Origin of the sequence: Gardnerella sp. DNF01180P, from assembly GCF_049244205.1 — a bacterium.
GTDB lineage: Bacteria > Actinomycetota > Actinomycetes > Actinomycetales > Bifidobacteriaceae > Bifidobacterium > Bifidobacterium swidsinskii.
In genome coordinates, this window is record NZ_CP058386.1 from 381704 (window position 1) to 402008 (window position 20305).

Sequence of the window (20305 nt, forward strand, 5' to 3'; positions counted from 1 at the left end):
AATAAGTTTTTAGTTTAAGATTGTTTTTTATGACGGCTCGCACAGGTTACTACTTTCTATTTCTTTTTATGTAATCAAAAAGGTTTACTTGTTCTATAAAACGTTTGCGCTCATTTTTGGCTAAAATCTCAAGAATAATTCCGGAAATAAAGAATAGTAATCCTGTAATAATTAGCATTACAGCACCAATTAGAGTAGGGAAGCGTGTTACTAGGTGTGTGCGCCAAAATTCTATGAATGGAAGCATGCATGCTCCTACTCCGCACAGTGTTATTATTACGCCAAGTGTTCCAAAGAAAGGCATTGGTTTGTATTCGCGAATCATGTGAAAAATGGTTGAAAGCACTCGAATACCGTCTCCAACTGTGTCTAGCTTGCTAACTGATCCTTCTGGGCGGTCACGATACTGAATTGGCATTTCGTACAGTTTTATATTGTTGTTGAGTGAATGAATAGTCATTTCTGTTTCAACTTCAAATCCGCGCGAAAGTACAGGATAAGTCTTTACGAATGAAAAAGAAAAAGCGCGATAGCCTGTCATAATATCAGTTACTTTTGCGTGGAAAAGCGTGTTGATTGCGCCTCTAACTAAACGATTTCCAAAATTGTGGAATGGTCGCTTATTCTCTTGGAAATACGTAGAACTTAGACGGTCGCCAATAACCATGTCGTAGCCTTCAATAACTTTGGCGACCATGTTTGGTGCCGCTTCAGCGGGATATGTGTCGTCGCCGTCTGCCATTACGTAAACATCTGCGTCTATGTCTTGGAACATTGCACGAATCACATTGCCTTTGCCTTGTCTAGGTTCTTTGCGAACTACAGCACCTGCTTCTTTGGCTATTTTTGCAGTATTGTCCGTTGAGTTGTTGTCGTACACGTATATTGTTGCTTCTGGAAGTGCCGCCTTAAAGTCTTTAACAACTTTTTCAATGGTGATTGCCTCGTTATAGCACGGCAGCAGCACTGCGACAGAAGTCATAATATGTCCCTTCATAATGGCGAATGGTGCGCATGGAATGAGCAGTAATGTTCTTATACTATGTGCATATCACTGTTATCTTACCTATTGTTGTGGATTGTAGTGCAACAATCTATTTGCGTTTATGTGGCAGTGTGCAGTACTGTGCGTAGTACTTGCGCATATAGTCTGCTATACTGCGTGGCAAGTGTTATGTAATTTTTTCAAGTTATGTAATGAATGTGAGTATTAAGAATAGTTATGGTGCCATGCAATACGTATAAAAGTGTATGCTGCAAACAGTGTCAAATGTTCAAAATAAACTAATAATAATTATTTTTGAACACCTTTGTGCATACTATACTAATGCAACAAAATGTATAGAGTCATCATTATGCACCTCGGCTAGTGCATGGAGACACTGTTATGGAAGCATATTCAGCATTAACTCATAACGAATTTGCTGTAATATCAGCATTGCAACGTTTGCCAGGAAGTAATCAACGTACTATAGCTGAGCATACGAAGCTTTCATTAGGCACAGTCAATAGTGCGTTACGCGATGCTATTCAGCATGGGTTTGTTGTTAATGGTGAAGTTACATCAAAAGGTCTTACCGCACTCGAACCGCATCGCGTCCACAATGCGGTGATCATGGCAGCCGGCCTTTCCTCCCGCTTTTCCCCGATTTCTTACGAATTGCCAAAAGGTTTACTCACTGTGCGCGGCGAAGTGCTTATTGAACGACAAATTCGTCAATTACAAGCGGCAGGAATTAACGATATTAGCGTAGTAGTTGGATACAAGCAGGAACGTTTCTTCTATTTGGAAGACAAGTTTACTAAAGGCGATTTTTGCGTAAAAATCGTGCCAAATAAGGAATATCGTGAGCGCAACAACAACAGTTCAATCATGGCTGTTGCTCACCTTTTAAGTAACACGTATATTTGTTCTTCTGACAATTATTTCGACGAAAATCCTTTTGAACCATACGTGTGGAAGGCTTACTATTCTGCGCAATATCAGCGGGGCCGCACTAAAGAGTGGTGTATGAGTGTAGGTGCGCACGATCGCATTACTTCGGTAACTATTGGTGGCAGTGATGCGTGGTACATGATTGGTCACGTGTATTTTGACAGCGAATTTTCGGCTAAGTTTGTGCGAATTTTGCGTGCGGAATATGATTTGCCGCAGACTGCTGGCAAGCTGTGGGAAGACATTTTGATTGAGCATTTAGACGAGCTTGATATGCGCATGCGCCGCTACGATACGCCGATTATTCACGAGTTCGATTCGTTAGATGAGCTTCGCGAGTTTGATCCGCTGTTTTTGGAAAATGTTGACAGTGAAGTTTTTGACCGCATCGTTAAGGTGCTTGGTTGCAAAAAGTCGGATATTCGCGACGTTTACCCGTTGAAAAATGGTTTGACGAATCTTTCTTGCCATTTTATGGTTGGTTCTAACGAGTATGTGTACCGTCATCCGGGGGTTGGCACGGATGTGTTGGTGAATCGCCAGGCTGAGGATGAGGCTTTGCGTGCGGCGCAGCGCCTTGGTTTGGACGGTACGTTGGTTGCGGATGATCCGAAGTATGGCTGGAAAATTTCGCATTTTTTGAAAGGTTGTCGTACCGCTGATTTTCACGATTCTTGCGATTTGCGCGAAGGTATGTGTCTGATTCGTAAGCTTCACAACAGTGGTGCTACGGTGAGTAGGTGCTTCGATTTTTATGAGGAATCTCAGCGTTATTTGCGCGATTTGCGCGCTCGCCGTGTTGCGTTGCCTGAGGGTGCTGACGCTTTGCTTCATAAGGTTGATTGTTTGCATGAGTGCGTGAGTAAAGATGCTTGTCAAAAAATTTGCTTGGCGCACAACGATATATTGGGTGCGAATGTGCTTGTGGATGTTGCTGGACGCTACCATCTGATTGATTGGGAGTATGCGGGGATGTCGGATTATGCGCAGGATTTGGGTACGTTGTGCGTGTCTGACGCGCTTAATGAGCAGGAATTTGACGCGGTTCTAGCGGAGTATTTTGAGCGCAATCCTACTTGTGCTGAGCGTCGTCATTGCATGGCGTACGTTGGTTTTGCGGGGTGGTGTTGGTATTTGTGGTCGTTGGTAAAAGAGGCTGAGGGGGAGCCTGTAGGTGACTGTCGTTATTTGTATTACCGTTATGCGAAACGTTATGTCGACCGCGCTTCGAGCGAATATGGTGCCGTATCCGCTGAATCCTCTGAATCTGCTGGTTGTGACGGGTCTGCAGGCTCTGTAGTAAAGGTGTGATTTATGAAATATTCCTTAATAAGCGGACTGTTTTGGGGACTTGATACTGCTTTGCTTGCGGTATTGGTTGCGTTATCTGTTCATGGTTTAACACCTTCTGCAGTATGGTATGTGGGCGTTGTGGGCGCTTGCGTTCACGATGTTGTGTGTGCTGTAATATTGTGGATTTATATGGCTTGTCGTTCAAAGTTGCGCGAAACTGTTGCTCTTTGCAAACGTACGAAATTGATTGTGCCTATTGTGTTGAGTTCGCTTCTTGGAGGCCCAATTGGTATGACCGGTTACGCTATTGCGGCAAGCAATATTGGTGCCGGTTACGCTGCTGCGATTTCCGCACTGTACCCGGCTTTTGGCATAGTACTTTCTTCTATTGTGTTGCGCGAACGCTTAAGTGCGTTGAAATATTGTGCTTTTGCTGTAACGCTTATTGCGGTAGGAGTGCTTGGCTACTGTTCTTGCGCGGAATCTTCAACCGCAACTGTCTTCTCTCCGGGCAGCATAGTCTTAGGTTTGATTGCGGCTATTTTCAGTGTTATTGGTTGGGGAAGTGAAGCCGTTGCTTGCGCGTGGGCTACCAGAAAGCAAAGCGTGGACGACGAAGTAATGCTGCACGTGCGCGAAACTGTTTCCGCACTGTCGTACGCCTTACTCATTGTGCCGTTGTGTACGATACTGCCGGTTTTTAGCGTAAAGATTATGCAATCAGCCGGCTTTATTGCGTTAGCTATATTTATAGCGTTACTTGGTGCTGCTTCCTACTTGTGCTACTACCGCGGTATTGCTCAGGTTGGTGCGACGCGCGCTATGGCTGGAAATATTACGTACGCGGCGTGGAGCATGATTGCAGCAGCGTTACTTTCTCAAACGATTCCGCCGCTTATTGCGTGGGTTTGTTGCGTGGTGATAATTGCGGGGACGGTAGTGGTGGCTTCCGAAAAATAATCGCAACGGAGTATGATAAACCTGTATTGCATTGTGGCAACAGTTTATAGCAGTACGCTATAGCAAGTATGTTTTTAAATAATGAGGGAGTAATGAACTTATGGTTTCGCAGTTACGTCGCATAGTGAGTTGGATAATAGGCAGACTCCCTTCGTCAAAACGCTCTATTGTGGAAGTGCGCGAGCAGCTGAGTGCTATTCAAACGCAAATTTCTCGATTGCAAGAATGTGTCGACGCTCGCTGCGCTCATCTTGAGGTTGGGCAGTATAACGTTGAGAAGTCGTTGCGTGCGGAGATTTTGACGAATCGTGAGCAGTCTTCGATTATGGCTTGGTCAAACTATAGGAAAGATGGCGAAAGTAGCGTGGATGCACATAAGCGTTTCTTCCTTAGTTTGCCGAAAGCTACAGGTTCTATGCGCGTTATACAACGTGGTTGCGCGTCGCTGCTGAGCGAGTTTGCGCAGATTGCGCAGCAGCATAATCTTCAGTATTGGGCTGATTTTGGTACGCTGCTCGGTTGCGTGCGTCATCGTGGGTTTATACCTTGGGATGACGATGTTGACTTGGGTATGATGCGAGAGGATATTGATAAGCTGCTAACGATGTTGCGCGAGGATGCCGCGTTGTGCGCGCGCTACCGTGCGGTGCTCGTGTACGATCCGTACGTGTGCTGCCGTCAGTTGCGGTTCCGCTACGCGAATAATAGTAATCCTTGTTTTTTGGATATTTTCTTCTACGATTACGCGCCTGATTTGACGTCTGAACAGCAGCAGAGTTTTGTGTCTTTGCGTAAGGATTTGCAGCAAGAGTTGCGTTCGCAGACTTTTTTCAACACATGGCTTGACCGCGGTTATGTTGAGCAGGGCGGCGAATACACTGCTGATATTGAACAGATTTTTCAGAGTTTCCAAAAGAAGGCTGTAAACCAGGGGCTTGTGGTGAGTAAGTCTTGCGCGCGCAACGTGGTGTACGGTTTGGATAATGTTGATGCTGAGAATTTGTATATTGCACGATGTGCCGAAATGTTTCCAGTAAAAATGGCAACTTTTGAAGATTTTTCTGTTGCTATACCGCAGTTATCGGAAGATATTTTGGAACGCGTGTATGGTGATATTTATCAGCTGCCGTCGGATATTATTACGCACTTCCGTCATGTTGACTGCGAATCCTTGCATAGCAGTCATACTGACGATGTAATCGAGCAGGATATTCGTTCAAATCCGTATGCGATCGATTGTGGCAGACTTGAGTGAGTTATGTAACGCTACAAAACGGTAACTCTACAAAACAGTAACGTTAAGAATGGCAATAGTACGAAGGAATTAACAGGTGTGCATATGGGCGATACGAGCAATAGTAACGGTAATGCGACTGCTGTAAATGATGTGGCGGCAGAAAGAAACGTAACGATGGCGGGTAGTGCAGTAAGTAGCACAATAAGTGGTGCAATAAGCAGTGCGATACAGTGCAGTCGCGATTGTGCTCGCGCTATGCGTTCTGTTTTACGACGCATATCGCTAATTATGCCGCTTATTATTGTGCTTCTGCTGGAACTTGTATGGTTCAACTTTCCGGCAATCGAATCGTCAGGATTCAAGCCAACTCCTGTTCAGAGAGTTTCAACCGGTGCAGGTTTGACGCGTCACGGCGACGTGTACACAGTTACCGGCAAAAACGATCAATACATACAATTGCATTACGCTCAGCCTTCTCAAATAAATAACATTTACGTCGATACGCGTTCGTCTCACACTCGCACACTTGATATTGCTGTGTATGTGTTGGATGGCGGCAATAGTACTTCCTATATTCAAGTTGCGTCTCAGCCAGTTACGTCGAATGTGAACGATACGAAGTATGTGCGCGTGCATGCGGTTGATAAAGTTGCGGGCTTGCGTTTGAGCACGAAGCTTCAGAAAGGCGATTCTTTTACAATTGCTAATCTTGCGTTGAACCAGCGTAGACCGTTACATATTTCACTTGTTCGGGTCGTGATGTTGTTGCTGATTGCTTACGCGATATACGCGTTGGCTCCGCGTTCGCGCATTTATAAAGAAGCACTTGATTTGCGTGTGCGCAAGCAGCAGTTGTGGCTTGTTGCGTTAATGCTAGTGCAGTGCGCAATACTTATTGGAGTAACGAAAGTTACTGGTACTCAACACATGTTTACAGCTGGTGTGTGTAATAACGGCGGCTTTATATGTGACGCCAACCAGTACAATCACCTCGCGAACAGTCTGCTCAAAGGTCACCTGTACTTGGATCTGCCGGTTCCTGACTGGCTGCCGAATATGAGCAACCCTTACGATGCAGGCGCGCGCTACGCCATGTCGATAAAAACTGGTCAACCAACTTACTGGGATTATGCGTTCCACGGAAGCCACTACTTTACTTACTTCGGCGCACTTCCTGCACTGTTACTTTTTGTGCCGTTCAAAGTACTTACCGGCCACGATTTGCGCACAGATTACGCCGTCGCCTTCTTTGCTGTCTCTTTCGCAATTGCTTCTATCTATCTTATGGTGCAATTACTTCGACGCTTCTTCCCAAAGCGATCCTTCGGCTTCCTTGTGCTGTCGCATCTCGTTATGCTCATGTCCAGCGGAGTGCTAATTCAGGCGTATCTGCCGCAAATCTACTCGCTTCCTATGCTGTCATCATTGTGTTTCACCTGCTTAGGACTGGGATTGTGGCTACAAGCGCGAACTACTCAAGATACTCTTTCTGAAACCCCGTACTTACGGAAGTCGCTACTCATTCTGGGAGCAGTATGTATTGCACTAAACCTATGGTGTAGACCGCAATTTATTCTGGCGTCACTGTTTGCTTTCGTAATTTTTAAGGAAGAAATCGTAAAGTACCGTCTATTTTTTGCCTTCAAACGAAGCAGCGTAATCAATACTATATGCGTAATCGCACCAATGATTCTTATAGGCTTAGCCGCCTGCTGGTACAACTACGCGCGTTTCGGTTCTCCACTCGATTTTGGTGCAACCTACAATCTCACCGGTTTTGACATGGTTCACCGCTCCTACTCTTGGGCGCGAATCCCATGGGGAGTATGGATGTACCTGTTCCAGCCTATTACTATTACGCCAGTTTTTCCGTTTATGGAACAATCCGTGCTGCCGTCAATGTTCCACGGGCAAATCATTATGGAGCCATTCTTTGGCGGCCTACTCGCTTACTCTCCTGTATGCGCAGCCGTAGTACTGTACCCGGTAGTAAAGCAACAATTACGCAAAAAGCAGCTTGCTGGATTCTTTACGCTCGGCTTAACATTGTCGATACTGCTTATGGTATTAGACGCGGAAGTAGTAGGAATTTCCAGCAGGTACTTTAGTGATTTCGGCTGGCTGCTAGCGTTGTGTGCAATTATGGTGATTGCAAGTCTTGTAGACAAAGTCTCGTCTTGCGTGCACACGGTTGACGTTCCTTCTGGTTGCGTCAACGAAACAGGCGAGGAGCCGCCTTCTAAAGCCAACTTTAAGTTAATGCACAAAGTTTTGATTATTCTGGTGATTTCCAGCGTTGGCTTGTGTTCCTTAAACCTCCTTGCCAACGGACGATACTCAGACCTTCAAGGCACTAGGCCGAGTATATACAGAAGTATCGAATCCTGGTTCTCGCCACTTACGTAACAGACGAATCAGTTGCAATTTGGTTACTATTAGTAAATTACAATTCAGATAATTTGAATAAAAAAATTTTGAAGAAGAAAATATGGTAGTAGAACAGAAACAATCAGCGCAAAAAGTAGCGTCTTCTGCACAAGCTCAAGCGGTATTACAATCGACCAAAGACCTGCAAAATGGCACGCAAAAAGACCTGCAAGTTGAAGTCTTGCGAATTATTGCAATGCTTATGATTGTGGCCTGCCACATGATCATACATTTGAACATTCGCGAGCACAGTTTCAATATGGAACTTTTGCCGGCTCCAGGCTTGCGTTCAGCACTTAAATTCTTAGTCGTACAATACGGTCAAGTTGGTGTCTCAACCTTCTTTATTATTTCCGGCTACTTTTTATGTCGCAAAACCTTCCGCTACCGACGCGTTTTTGCAGCGTGGGCGCAAATGTTCTTCTACTGCATTATCGTGCTGGCAGTAACCTTCGTAGCAGACTGCTTTGGCTTACTTCCGGAAAATTTGAGCAACTTACTTCACGGAAAAGAACTTGTCTACACGCTGTTATGGAATGTGACGCCATTTACTTACCGAAGCTATTGGTTCATGAGCGCGTACTTAATCATGCTCATGTTCATGCCTTTTATCAACATTCTTATAAGTCACATGACTCAGCGCAATCATGCTATGCTGCTGGTACTTCTTGCGTCAATCTCACTTATTCCGCTATATTTTGGCAAAAATTATACTTGGAACGATATTATTTACGCAATTTTTGGATATTTAGCCGGAGCTTTTATTGCGCAGTACGGTAGCGGAATAAAAAAACTTACTACGAAGCGACTTTGTGCGTGCGTAGCAATATCTACTGTTCTTATGCTCGCTTTCGACTATGTTGCTTCGTCCGGGAATAAGTTTGTGCGAGTTCTTACGTGGGATCAGCAGGTCCACGGCGGCATTGGAATACTGCCAATGATTATTGCAATGTGTATTTTCATTCTCGTACACCGAATAAATATGCTGCGAATTAAAGGACTAGCAAGAACTGTAATTTTGCGCGTTTCCAAAGCAACTTTCGGAGTGTACCTTCTTCACGAGCACATGTTTATTTTCATAGCGTTGTGGACGTTCGTGGCGTGGATGCTTCCTACAACTTCCTCAAGCGCACTCATAGTGCTACTTTACGCAATTACTTTAATTTGTACGTACGCAGCACTTTCAGTTGTTGCAGTTGTAATAGATCTCGTTATCAAACCAATTTCCAACCGAATTGCGCTAACTTTGGAGCATGTCGCCAATTGCGTATGTTCTGTGCACAAAACGGATTCGCAATCCAAAATGGAGTAAGTAACTGGTAAACTATATATCTTGTGAAAAACATTGTAGATAAGTTGCGCGCAAGATACCACTATTCGTGGGTGGTTCTTAAAGAGCTGGTGAAAACTGATTTCAAATTGCGCTACCAAGGGTCTTTCTTGGGAGTTGCGTGGTCGGTTTTACGACCGCTTATGCTGTTTTGCGTAATGTATGCAGTGTTTGCAAAGTTTTTGCGAATGTCGGATGGCACGCCCACCTATCCAGTTGTGCTTTTGCTTGGCATTAGCGCATGGCAGTTCTTTGGCGAGGCTACTTCGATTGGTTTACGTGCGGTGGTAGACCGTGGAGATTTGCTGCGTAAAATCCATTTTCCTAACTATATTGTGGTGGTTTCGGCAACTGTTGGCGCGTTAATCAGTTTTGCAATAAATCTTGTGGTAGTAATCATTTTCGCCATCTGCTCAGGCGTGCAATTTACGTGGTGGGTGCTATTAGTTCCTTTGAATTGTATACAGTTGTACGCATTAGCATTAGGCGTAACGCTGCTGCTAGCAACTATGTACGTGTATTTTCGCGACATTGCGCACTTGTGGGACGTGGCGCAACAAGTACTGTTTTACGCAATGCCAATCATTTACCCTCTAAGCATGGTGATTGGTAATAATTCTTTAGGAAGATGGGGAACGGTTATTGCAAAAGTGCAGTTACTTAACCCTATTGCACAATGTATTCAAGATTTGCGCCACAATCTTGTAGCACCTCTTACTCAGCCTACTGTGTGGAATTTAGTAGGGTCTCCTTTGCTGATGATGGTTCCGGTAGTATTAACCGTAATCTTGTGTGTGCTCGGCGTCGCAGTGTTCCGCAAGTGCAATCGTAAGTTTGCTGAGGTGATGTAATGAGCGAGATTGAGTTGACAAATACTGAAAAAGAAGAGTTGCAACCAGTCGTACTTTCAGTAGAACACGTAGGCAAATACTTTAAGCTACCAACTGAGCAAGCAAGCGGTTTGAAACAGGCGTTTATTAATTGGACGCGTGGTATCAAAGGCTACAAAGAACAGCACGTTCTGCGTGATATCAACTTTGAAGTACGCAAAGGCGACTTCTTCGGCATCGTAGGACGCAACGGAAGCGGCAAATCAACCCTACTTAAACTCATCTCTGGAATCTACGTACCAGACTCCGGACGCATACACGTCAACGGAAAACTCGTGCCATTCATTGAGCTTGGCGTAGGCTTCAACCCAGAACTAACCGGTCGCGAAAACGTGTTTTTAAATGGAGCACTATTAGGTTTTACGCGCTCGCAAATTGAAAACATGTATGACGATATAGTGCATTTTGCAGAACTTGAAGAGTTTATGGATCAAAAACTTAAAAACTACTCTTCTGGTATGCAAGTGCGTCTTGCATTTTCAGTTGCAATTCAAGCTCAGGGAGATATTCTAGTACTTGATGAAGTTCTTGCAGTTGGAGATGAAGCTTTTCAAAGAAAATGCGATGAATATTTTGCAAAGGTTAAAAAAGACGTAAGTAAAACAGTTATTCTCGTTACGCACGATATGAACGCAGTAAAGCGTTATTGCAATAAAGCTATTCTTATTAAGAATGGCGAAGTGATTGTTAACGGAGATAAAGACGATGTTGCAAATCGTTATACTCTAGAAAATCTTTCTAGCCAAAATGGCGGAGAAAGTGAAGATAGTTATGCTGTTGGCTTGAATGAGCGAGTGCCATTTATGCGCATTGTTCCTTTGAGTAAGCAGTTGCTTAATTGTAAAGGAAAATTCCGTTTTGCTATTGAATATGAATTCAATGAGCCTGGAAAATATTTTATAGCTGTAGCAATGCACGACATAAAACGTGGAGGAATCACGTATGATTCTGGAGCAGATAAAATTGAGCTCGAAGGAACAGGAAGACAAAAAGTTGAATTTGAAGTGCCTCTTAAAATCTTAAATAATGGCGAATTTAAGCTTGTTGCCTCTCTTCGTACTAGAAGCAAAACTGATCCTGAATTAACAGATATGGTTGCGTTTACTAACGACAGTAATTCATGCATGTTTGCTGTAAGAGATAGTCGAAACCGTGAGTATGCGCTCTTAAATGACAATGCAATGACTTTTACTTGCTTAAAGCATTATAAATGCTAGCTTTATTTATTGCTGGTTTTATATGTGCTAAAGGCTAAAAATAAGGGTGTTTTAGTAATGAATTTCTTTAATCTAGATGTTAATGCAAAAGCTTATATAGACTCTTTAAGCGAGCGTCAACGCAGGCTTATTGTGGGCGCTATAAACTATCATTCATTAACTGCACCGTCTAGAACTTTGCAATATCAAGTTTACATGGGTCAAAAATGGCAGTATCCGCGATTGGCTGATTTTTCAGTTTTTGACGGTGCTTGTACAAAAAACGAAGGATTAAAACCAATCGCAACTTTTAGTGCACAATCAACTGTTAAAACTAATAGCGAATACACAAAAGAATTTTGGAATGAAGGCAAACTGTTTAAAGATAATGGCGTTAGGTATTTGTTGCTGACACCAGATGATGCAACCGACGATGATGTGATGTCTCACTGGGCTTCTGATACGTTAAAGCAGCACATTTACAAAGAGTGTGAATTACACGCCCCTTCTAAGTTTGATGTTGTTAGGGAAGTAATGCGCAAAAAACGCGAGTGTGATTCGAAGAAACTTGTTGAAGCGTATTGTCCTTGGAATAAAAAGAAGTTTGATTATGTTGCAAATGCTCACCAAAGAGAAATTGCAAAACAAGAAAATTGGGATTTATCAAATATAAAAGATGCTAGATTGGACTGTGTTTCTCCTGCTAAAAGAGTTGAAGGAGCTAAAAAAGCTATTATTATAGGTTTGCATTGGCTGCAAGCTGGTGGTGCAGAAAGATGGGCTGTAGAAACAATAAAACTTGCCAAAAAAGCTGGTTTTGTGCCAATTGTTATCACAGATAGAGACGGTCACCAGCCGTGGATTACGAAAGATTTCTGTGATGATGCTCTTGTATTACCACTTACTCCACCAATTAGAGAATATTGGGCGGATGTTCCACTTTTAAGATCTTTGTTTGAGCAATTTGACATTAAAGCAATAGCAATACACCATTGCCAATGGCTTTACGACCATATCTGGTGGGTTAAACAATTCTTCCCAGAAACACATATTATTGATTCGCTGCATATTGTTGAATACATAAATTGTGGAGGATATCCGCATGAAGCTGTAACACACGATAAGTGGATTGATTTGCACCATGTTATTTCTCCACAACTTGAAAATTGGTTGCATGATGTGCATGGTATTGAATCTTCCAAGATTGTTGACGCTCCACTTATTGGTCTTACTGCTGGAATTGGAAACGATTGCGTATCGCCGAGAAAAAATAAAAATGTTCTGAATGTTGCTTTTGTTGGAAGGATTGCAAGACAAAAACGTCCAGAAGCGTTTGTTCTTGTTGCAAAAGCTTTAAACAAAAAATATCCAGGGAAATTCCACTTTATTTTGCATGGAGATGGCGAATTAGACACATTTGTTTCAGAACTTATATCTAGGTATGGTCTTGAAAACGTTATTGAGCGCAGATCTATGAAAATTCCAGCTCAAAAAACGTATGATGATGCGGACGTGCTACTTATTAGCTCTGTAAACGAGGGTATTACGCTTACAACTATTGAAGCACTTTCTAATGGAGTTCCAGTAATTTCATCGGATGTTGGATCGCAAAAAACTGTTATAGCAAAAAGTGCGTTATTGCCAAGAATGACTTCTAGTTTTGTTAAAGCGTCTGTAAAGGAATTGTTTAATATTATGGAGAATGATTCATATCGTTCATTATTGTTAAAAGAAGAAGTTGAAAAATTGCGCAATTTCGCAAAACTCGAATCTGCAGAAACGTTATTTACTAAGTTATTTGAAGAATGGAGCAAATAATGTCAAATGCTCAAGTAGTGAATGCTAATAAATCAAAAGATAGCGTTAATGTTGCGGCTGTTGTAGTAACTTTTAACAGGTTAGAGAAACTAAAAACCGTATTGGCTTCGTTAGAATCTCAAACGCGACTTCCAAATCAACTAATCATTGTTAACAATGCTTCAACTGATGGCACAGATAAATATTTGCAAGAGTACACTCGCGATTTTGCGAATGGTCATTTGGGGAATCGAGTAAATCTTACTGTTGTAAATTTGCCAGAAAACGTTGGCGGTGCAGGTGGCTTTAGTGCTGGTATGCGTAAAGGCTACGAGCTTGGCGCAGATTTCGTGTGGATTTTTGACGACGATGGCTACCCTCAGCCACAAGCTTTGGAAAAGCTTCTAGATGGATTTAATGCTGCCGTAGGTGAGCTTGGTGCGGATGTTCCGTATGCTTGCTCAATGGTTAAGTTTGTTGATGGATCAATATGTGAAATGAACAATCCAGTACCAACGTGGGATTGGGGAAGGCTTATTGCTAAAGGATTTAACAATCTCGTTATGGTTACAAGCTGTTCGTTTGTGTCGGTGCTTATTCCTCGTTGGGTTATAGAAAAGTACGGATTGCCATTTAAAGAATACTTTATTTGGTTCGATGATGCTGAATATACGCTTCGTATTACGCGTGTATGCCCGGGCGTGCAGGTTCTCGATAGTGTAATTATGCATGATATGGGAGCAAACAAGGGTGTGAACTTTACAATGATTGACAAAAAGAATGCTTGGAAATTCGCATACGGCGTGCGTAATCAAGCATCTTACCGTTTGCATCACGAAGGTAAAGCAAAATACTTGCTTTTCTGCGCAAATGTAGTTCGTCAAATGCGAAGAGGGCATGTTGAGAGAAAGTTGCGCCGCAAAATGATTGGTCAAATGTTAAAAGCGATTAGATTTAATCCAAAAGTTGATTTTCCTAAAAGTAAGTAGCGCAACAAGCGAAGTGCTAGGTTAATGACTGGAATATGTTAATGATTGGAATAGCTTAATAACGGGAATATATAAAGCATAATTTCAAAATAGACGTATCTTATAAAGGAATAAAATGTACGAAAAAGCAAAATCAGCAACTTACCCAGATTTAGTAGTTGTTGGAGCGGGCTTGTTTGGCTTAACTGTAGCTCAGCAAGCAGTGGAGCATACGGGTGCTCGCGTTGAAATTATTGACGTTCGAAATCATATCGGTGGAAACGCTTACTCGTATTTTGACGAGCGCACAGGAATCGAAATTCACAAGTACGGAGCGCATCTTTTCCACACAAGCAACAAGCGCGTGTGGGATTATGTGAACCGTTTTACGTCGTTTACTAACTACGTGCATCGCGTGTACGCAACGCATGACGGCGAAGTGTATCCGCTGCCAATTAACTTGGGTACAATTAATCAGTTCTTCCACGCGCACTACACGCCAGAGGAAGCAAAGGCTTTGATTGCAAGCCAAGCGGGGGAGTTGGCTGGCAAAGATCCGCAAAATTTGAACGATAAGGGCATTAGCTTAATTGGTCGTCCGCTTTATGAAGCGTTTATTAAAAACTACACGGCAAAGCAGTGGCAGACGGATCCTTCCGAGCTTCCTGCTGGAATTATTAAACGCTTGCCTGTGCGATTTAACTACAATAATCGCTATTTTAAAGACACTTGGGAAGGCTTGCCAACGGACGGCTACACAGCTTGGATGCAGCGCATGATTGACGATCCGCGTATTCACGTTTCGCTTGGTGTAGACTTTTTCGACGAGTCGCAGCCGTTTAATAAGCGCGCGTTGGCGGAGGCTGGAGTGCCGGTTGTTTATACCGGTCCGGTTGATAGGTATTTTGACTATGCGCTCGGCGAGTTGAAGTGGCGCACTGTGGACTTTAAGGAAGTGCGTTACGAGGAGAGCGACCACTTTGGCTGCCCAGTTATGAACTATTCGGATGCTGATGTGCCGTTTACGCGCGCGATTGAGTTTAAGAACTTTAATCCAGAGCGCGAGGAAGTTGGCGGAGAGGCTAGTGGCGATGCTGACGATTGCGCAACTTTCGTGCCGGGCAAAAGCGTGAAAGCTGGGGAAACTGTAGTGTGGCAGGAGTATTCTCGCGCTGCAACTCGCGACGATGAGCCTTACTATCCTGTGAATACTGATGCAGATAAAGCCTTGTACGCGCGCTATGCGGAGCTTGCTGCGGCTGAGCCTCGCACAGTTTTCGGCGGTCGCTTGGGAACTTACAGCTATTACGACATGCACAACGTAATCGACATGGCTTTGCGCGCTTACGAATCTCAAGTAGCGCCGCTGCTTAAGTAGTCTCAACTTTCGTCGCAGCAAACATTTGCCGGGGATTTTTTAGCTGTGGCGCGAGTTTTGGCTGGCGTTTGGCTGGCGGATTTCTTTGTAGGGTTGCGAGTGGTGGGGTTGCTTGTCTCGCAGCGCTCCGCTCTTATACCTTATTTGGACTTAGCGGTTGCGTAGTTAAGTTTAGTTTTTACTTACTTTTTCTGCAGAAATAGTATTCGTCAACGAGATTATTACTATCGTTCCGCTTTTATATTGCTCGGCCAAGCAACACCCACCCCTCACTGCTAATAAAGCCGCTAGTGTTTTTTGGTGTGGTAGGTGCGTCTGGTGTGGCGTGTGCAGCAGCAATGACGCTAGTGTTCTTTAAACAATAAATACTCAGCGTCTGCAGAGCATTAATGTTAAAGTTCACTAATCAACAAGTAATCACCGTTCGCAGAAGCATTACTGCAAAGCTACAGGAACATTTGCCGGAGATTTTCCGGCATTTGTAGCTGCTTCAGCCGATTTATGGAACATTTGTCGGGGATTTGGTCGTGGTTAGTCGCCTCGGCGCGCGCGAGTTTGCAATATCCGCGATTCGTGGTATTCTATTTAAGTTGTTTGCTTGGCAAGCAGTTTGATTGCTAAGTTAGCAGTTTGGAGAATTCGCCTAGTGGTCTATGGCGCACGCTTGGAAAGCGTGTTGGTGTAACAGCCTCACGAGTTCGAATCTCGTATTCTCCGCGCCTAGGGTTTCTAGCCAATCGCTAGAAGCCCTTTTTTCATGCCGAAAACCCGATTGCCGCTTACCCGACGTCGCGCATGTTACGCTCTAATCACTCATGCAGGTCGTCGAGCGCAATTTCGTCACGCAAATTCAGTGCCCTAATTCAGCGTAATGCTGCTCGACTTGCGCTTTAATAGGCTTCCATAAATCAGTGTGAGAGTCGTACCACGATATTGTTTCTTGCAATTCTTGCTTCAAATTATCGTGCTTAGGCTCCCATTTTAATTGTGTTCGAATTTTCGTAGTATCTAGTGCGTAACGCCTATCCTCGCCTATTCTGGGATTTACATACGTTATATTTGATTCTGGCACGCCCATGAGTTGCATCAAAATCCGCAAAATATTTATGTTGTTAACTTCACAGTTAGCGCCAATATTATATGTTTCACCGATTGTTCCACGCGTTAGAACATGCCATATTGCGTCGCAATTATCTTCAACGTGAATCCAATCGCGTATCGAATCTCCTACGCCGTACAATTTTGCTGGCATATTGCACATAATATTTGTAATTTGGCGAGGAATAAACTTTTCAATATGCTGTCGTGGCCCGTAATTATTGCTGCTATTCGAAATAGTTGCGCGCAAACCGTAAGTTCTACACCATGCTTTTACCAAGAGATCGCCTGCAGCTTTGCTTGCAGAATATGGACTAGATGGACAATATGGGCTTGACTCGTCGAATTTAAGCACGCTGTCAATAGGAAAATCTCCGTAAATTTCATCGGTGCTTACTTGATGGAAGCGAATATTATATTTGTGTGCGAATTTAATGAGTGTATGCGTTCCTAAAATATTTGTGCTTATAAACGGGTCAGAAAACTCGATTGCATTATCGTTGTGTGATTCTGCAGCAAAATTTACGATTGCGTCTATAGCAGGAAGTGTTGTTCCTTCTGCAGTTTTAATTGGATTATGCGGATCTAATAGCTGATCAACTATATTTTCGTCTCGAATATCTCCGCGAATAAAAGCGTATCGGTTGTTTGCAAAATCTTGAGGTAAGTCGTAAAGATTTGCCATATTCCCAGCGTAAGTAAGCAAATCAAGTACCGTAACAGCAACCGTTACATGATATTTAGCTATGTAATGCACAAAATTAGATCCAATAAAGCCTGCGCCGCCAGTAACTAAAATGTGGTGTGGTTGAAAAATATTACTGTTTGATGCGTAGTTGTGCATGTTTCCGCCTTCATATGACTAGTGCGTTGGTTTATGGCTTAAGTCACGTTGTTATTTTGGTTTATTTCGTTGATTTTATTGTTTAATGCGCGCGTTTTGAATTGTAATTTTTTAATACTATACATTTCTTTCGTGTGTGCAAGTAGAGTATGTTTTTCTAAAGTGTTGTTTACCAGCAAATTAGTTGAGTAGATGTGCAATAATTACTGCATGTTTGCTTGTTTTGGGGATGCGAGGTGAATCTAATAATGGTTAAGTTTTCTTGGCGTAGCAGTGCGCATGATTTGGATTCATCAAATATTGATTCCTCTTCAACAAAAAAGCAACAATCTTCAAAATTGCAATCAACAGGTTCAAAGACTTTTGACACATCAAAATCTGCAACAAAAGCAATCGAAGGTACTCCAAATAAACCTAATCCAGCGTTAAATCATTCTACAAACGCTATTCTTGTAGGAATATTTTTAACTCTTTTAGGTGGCGCATTTTGGGGTGCAAACGCAACAGTTTCGAAAATCCTCATGTCGACGTATCGCGTATCTCCTTTGCAAATCGCTTGCGTTCGTCAAATTGCTGCTGGCATGTTATTTGTCATTACTGCTGCAGCTTGCACTCCTAAGCAGTTAAGTGGTGCTGTGAAAACTGGTCGCACGTGGATTTCGATGGCGGTTACAGGCGTAGTTTGCGTGCTTCTTACGCAAGTTTCGTACTTGTGCACAATCGACTGGACTAATTCCGGCACTGCAACTGTGCTTCAGAGCCTTAATCTTCTGTTCGTGCTGGTTTACGCATGCTTGCACACGCGCCGCGTGCCAACTATGCGCGAAACTATTGGAGTTGTGCTAGCTTTTGCAGGAACTGCTTTAATGGCTACAGGTGGTAATCTTTCTTCACTGTCTTTGCCTGTTATGGGTTTGCTTTGGGGTCTTGCAGATGCTGCGTCTACAGCGGCGCTTGCTATTATGCCTGTGAAATTGATTGCAAAATGGGGAAATCTGACTGTTAATGGCATTACGTTTATTATTTCTGGTTGTATTATGCTCCCGTTTGTGCGACCGTGGGAAACGATGCCTGCATTAGATTTGCGCGCTATGCTGCTTTTTACTTTTACTGTTATTGCTGGAACTTTTGGAGCATATTGGCTGTTCTTAGAGGGCATTATGCGAGTAGGCTCTGTTCGTGGCACTTTGCTTGGAGCTAGCGAGCCTGTTACTGCTGCAATTACTGCTGTTATGTTTACTGGAGCTGTTTTTTCATGGGCAGATTTTGTGGGATTCGGGCTTATTTTCGTAATGATGATTTTGCTTTGCAAGCGTAGTTCTTAATGATTTTAAAGTAACGCGCTAAAATAAAACGCTTGTTGTGTCGTACGAGGCGCACAAGCTGCTAAAATAGAAAGCGACTATGTCGCGCAACACCAGTTTGCAAACGGGAAGGCAATTATGTCAACAATTCTTGAAGGCAATCCAAAAAAGCAGATGATGTTAGTTACGGGTCGCGCATACCCAGAACTTGCTAATGAGACTGCACAGTATCTTGGTATTGATGTGCTTGAGACTACTGCCTACGATTTTGCGAATGGCGAAATGTATGTGCGCTTTACTCAGCCTGTTCGTGGTTCGGATGTGTTTGTGCTTCAGGCACACACGAATCCTATTAACAATTGGATTATGGAACAGCTGCTTATGGTCGATTCTTTGCGACGCGCATCTGCTCGCAGTATTAACGTGGTTGCACCGTTCTTTGGATATTCTCGCCAAGATAAGAAGCATCAGGGACGTGAGCCTATTACTGCTCGACTCATGTTTGACTTATTCCGCGCTGCTGGTGCCACGCGCATTTTGACTGTTGACATGCACGCAACTCAGGAGCAGGGTTTCTTTGACGGGCCTGTTGACCATTTGACTGCGATGCCTGTGCTTATTGATTATGTGCGAAACTCTATGAAGCTCGATAATGCAACTATTGTGTCTCCTGATGCTGGTCGCATCAAAGTCTCTGAGCAATGGGCTGCAAAACTCGGAGATTTACCTCTTGCTTTTATTCATAAAACGCGCGATATTACGCGCCCTAACCATGCTGAAGCTCACGGCATCATTGGTGAGATTAAAGGACGCGATTGCATTGTTGTAGACGATATGATCGATACTGCTGGCACTATTTGCGAAGCTGTACGTACTTTGCGTGAGGCTGGAGCAAAATCTGTTACTTTGGTTGCAACGCATGCTTTGCTTTCTGGACCTGCTGTTGAGCGTTTGAAAGCTGCTGGAGTTCGCGAGATTATTGTGACGGATACAGTTCCTGTGCCTGAAGAGAAGCGTCTTGATAATATGACGGTTCTTTCGATTGCGCCGCTTCTTGCTGCTGGCATTCGTTCCGTGTTCCGCTCTGGATCGCTTGTGTCGCTTCGCAATGCACTTCCGGAAGATATGAAGCAGCATAATATTTACGCATAAAAAATGTATAAAAGCGCATAAAGCGCATAAAAACGTATGATGTGTAAAATTGAAACAAATAACCGCATAATTTGCGTTAATGCATAAACTTTATGCATTAACATGCGGGTTCAAAACGGCAGGAGGCAAATATGGTCGCCAATAACACAACAGCAGTTGCAGAGAATAATGAATCGCAAGAAGCGTTGCAATCTGATGCTTTCAGGGCGATTATTACCGTTGTCGGCTGCGATACCGTTGGTATTATTGCAAAAGTTACTTCACATGCTGCCGAGCATAATGTAAATATTTTGAATATTTCTCAAACAATTGTCGACGGATTCTTCAACATGATGATGATTGTTGACGTGTCTACTGTTGATTGCGAATTTGGCAATTTTGCTGCAGGATTAGAAACGCTAGGAGACGAAATTGGCGTGCGTATTCGCTGCCAGCGTAGCAATATTTTCACTGCAATGCACAGAATCTAAAATCCGCAGCAATCTAAGTAAACGT

The 20305-nt window shown here is 43.3% G+C and carries 15 protein-coding genes and 1 tRNA gene; 14 read left to right on the forward strand and 2 right to left on the reverse strand.

The genetic code is table 11. The features are described from left to right. Nucleotides 1-49: 49 nt before the first annotated feature. Nucleotides 50-982, reverse strand: coding sequence for a glycosyltransferase family 2 protein (locus HXT40_RS01490; RefSeq protein WP_012914461.1), 933 nt, complete (start codon nucleotides 980-982; stop codon nucleotides 50-52). 405 nt (nucleotides 983-1387) lie between these two features. Here HXT40_RS01490 and HXT40_RS01495 point away from each other — a divergent pair, with 405 nt between their 5' ends. The 11 genes from HXT40_RS01495 (at nucleotide 1388) to HXT40_RS01545 (ending at nucleotide 16129) form a co-directional block, all read left to right on the forward strand. Beyond that, on the forward strand, nucleotides 1388-3247 hold the full coding sequence (locus tag HXT40_RS01495; protein WP_421777276.1) for a phosphotransferase: 1860 nt from the start codon (nucleotides 1388-1390) through the stop codon (nucleotides 3245-3247). 3 nt (nucleotides 3248-3250) lie between these two features. Then, nucleotides 3251-4189 (forward strand): DMT family transporter, encoded by a 939-nt coding sequence (locus HXT40_RS01500; protein WP_103013906.1) that lies wholly within the window; start codon nucleotides 3251-3253, stop codon nucleotides 4187-4189. Nucleotides 4190-4289: 100 nt separating this feature from the next. Next, nucleotides 4290-5444: a LicD family protein gene (locus HXT40_RS01505; RefSeq protein WP_415693093.1), complete on the forward strand. Its 1155-nt coding sequence runs from the start codon at nucleotides 4290-4292 to the stop codon at nucleotides 5442-5444. Between the two features lie 84 nt (nucleotides 5445-5528). Beyond that, a complete protein-coding gene (locus HXT40_RS01510) occupies nucleotides 5529-7832 on the forward strand; it encodes a hypothetical protein (RefSeq protein WP_421777277.1) in 2304 nt (767 codons plus the stop codon). A gap of 82 nt (nucleotides 7833-7914) precedes the next feature. Continuing rightward, the gene (locus HXT40_RS01515) at nucleotides 7915-9165 is read left to right on the forward strand and encodes an acyltransferase family protein (RefSeq protein ID WP_421777278.1); all 1251 of its coding nucleotides are present in this window, start codon (nucleotides 7915-7917) and stop codon (nucleotides 9163-9165) included. Between the two features lie 23 nt (nucleotides 9166-9188). Beyond that, entirely contained in the window at nucleotides 9189-10034 is an 846-nt protein-coding gene (locus HXT40_RS01520; RefSeq protein ID WP_004109231.1) for an ABC transporter permease, read from the forward strand. Beyond that, nucleotides 10034-11290: an ABC transporter ATP-binding protein gene (locus HXT40_RS01525; RefSeq protein WP_421777279.1), complete on the forward strand. Its 1257-nt coding sequence runs from the start codon at nucleotides 10034-10036 to the stop codon at nucleotides 11288-11290. Before HXT40_RS01520 ends, HXT40_RS01525 begins: the two co-directional genes overlap by 1 nt. Nucleotides 11291-11347: 57 nt before the next feature. Then, on the forward strand, nucleotides 11348-13087 hold the full coding sequence (locus HXT40_RS01530) for a glycosyltransferase (RefSeq protein WP_421777280.1): 1740 nt from the start codon (nucleotides 11348-11350) through the stop codon (nucleotides 13085-13087). After that, nucleotides 13087-14055, forward strand: coding sequence for a glycosyltransferase family 2 protein (locus HXT40_RS01535; RefSeq protein ID WP_421777281.1), 969 nt, complete (start codon nucleotides 13087-13089; stop codon nucleotides 14053-14055). Before HXT40_RS01530 ends, HXT40_RS01535 begins: the two co-directional genes overlap by 1 nt. A gap of 115 nt (nucleotides 14056-14170) precedes the next feature. After that, nucleotides 14171-15412, forward strand: coding sequence for a UDP-galactopyranose/dTDP-fucopyranose mutase family protein (locus tag HXT40_RS01540; RefSeq protein ID WP_421777282.1), 1242 nt, complete (start codon nucleotides 14171-14173; stop codon nucleotides 15410-15412). Between the two features lie 632 nt (nucleotides 15413-16044). Beyond that, nucleotides 16045-16129 (forward strand) — tRNA-Ser (locus tag HXT40_RS01545). Between the two features lie 133 nt (nucleotides 16130-16262). Here HXT40_RS01545 and rfbB read toward each other — a convergent pair. Then, nucleotides 16263-17354, reverse strand: a complete 1092-nt coding sequence (rfbB, locus tag HXT40_RS01550) for a dTDP-glucose 4,6-dehydratase (RefSeq protein WP_004109244.1) — start codon at nucleotides 17352-17354, stop codon at nucleotides 16263-16265. A gap of 248 nt (nucleotides 17355-17602) precedes the next feature. Here rfbB and HXT40_RS01555 point away from each other — a divergent pair, with 248 nt between their 5' ends. The 3 genes from HXT40_RS01555 to HXT40_RS01565 all read left to right on the forward strand — a co-directional run bounded on the left by HXT40_RS01555 (nucleotide 17603) and on the right by HXT40_RS01565 (nucleotide 20280). Then, complete coding sequence (locus tag HXT40_RS01555) at nucleotides 17603-18679, forward strand: DMT family transporter (RefSeq protein WP_012914451.1); 1077 nt, start codon at nucleotides 17603-17605, stop codon at nucleotides 18677-18679. Nucleotides 18680-18796: 117 nt separating this feature from the next. Continuing rightward, entirely contained in the window at nucleotides 18797-19810 is a 1014-nt protein-coding gene (locus HXT40_RS01560; protein WP_012914450.1) for a ribose-phosphate diphosphokinase, read from the forward strand. Between the two features lie 131 nt (nucleotides 19811-19941). Then, nucleotides 19942-20280 (forward strand): ACT domain-containing protein, encoded by a 339-nt coding sequence (locus tag HXT40_RS01565; protein ID WP_102155642.1) that lies wholly within the window; start codon nucleotides 19942-19944, stop codon nucleotides 20278-20280. Nucleotides 20281-20305 lie beyond the last annotated feature (25 nt).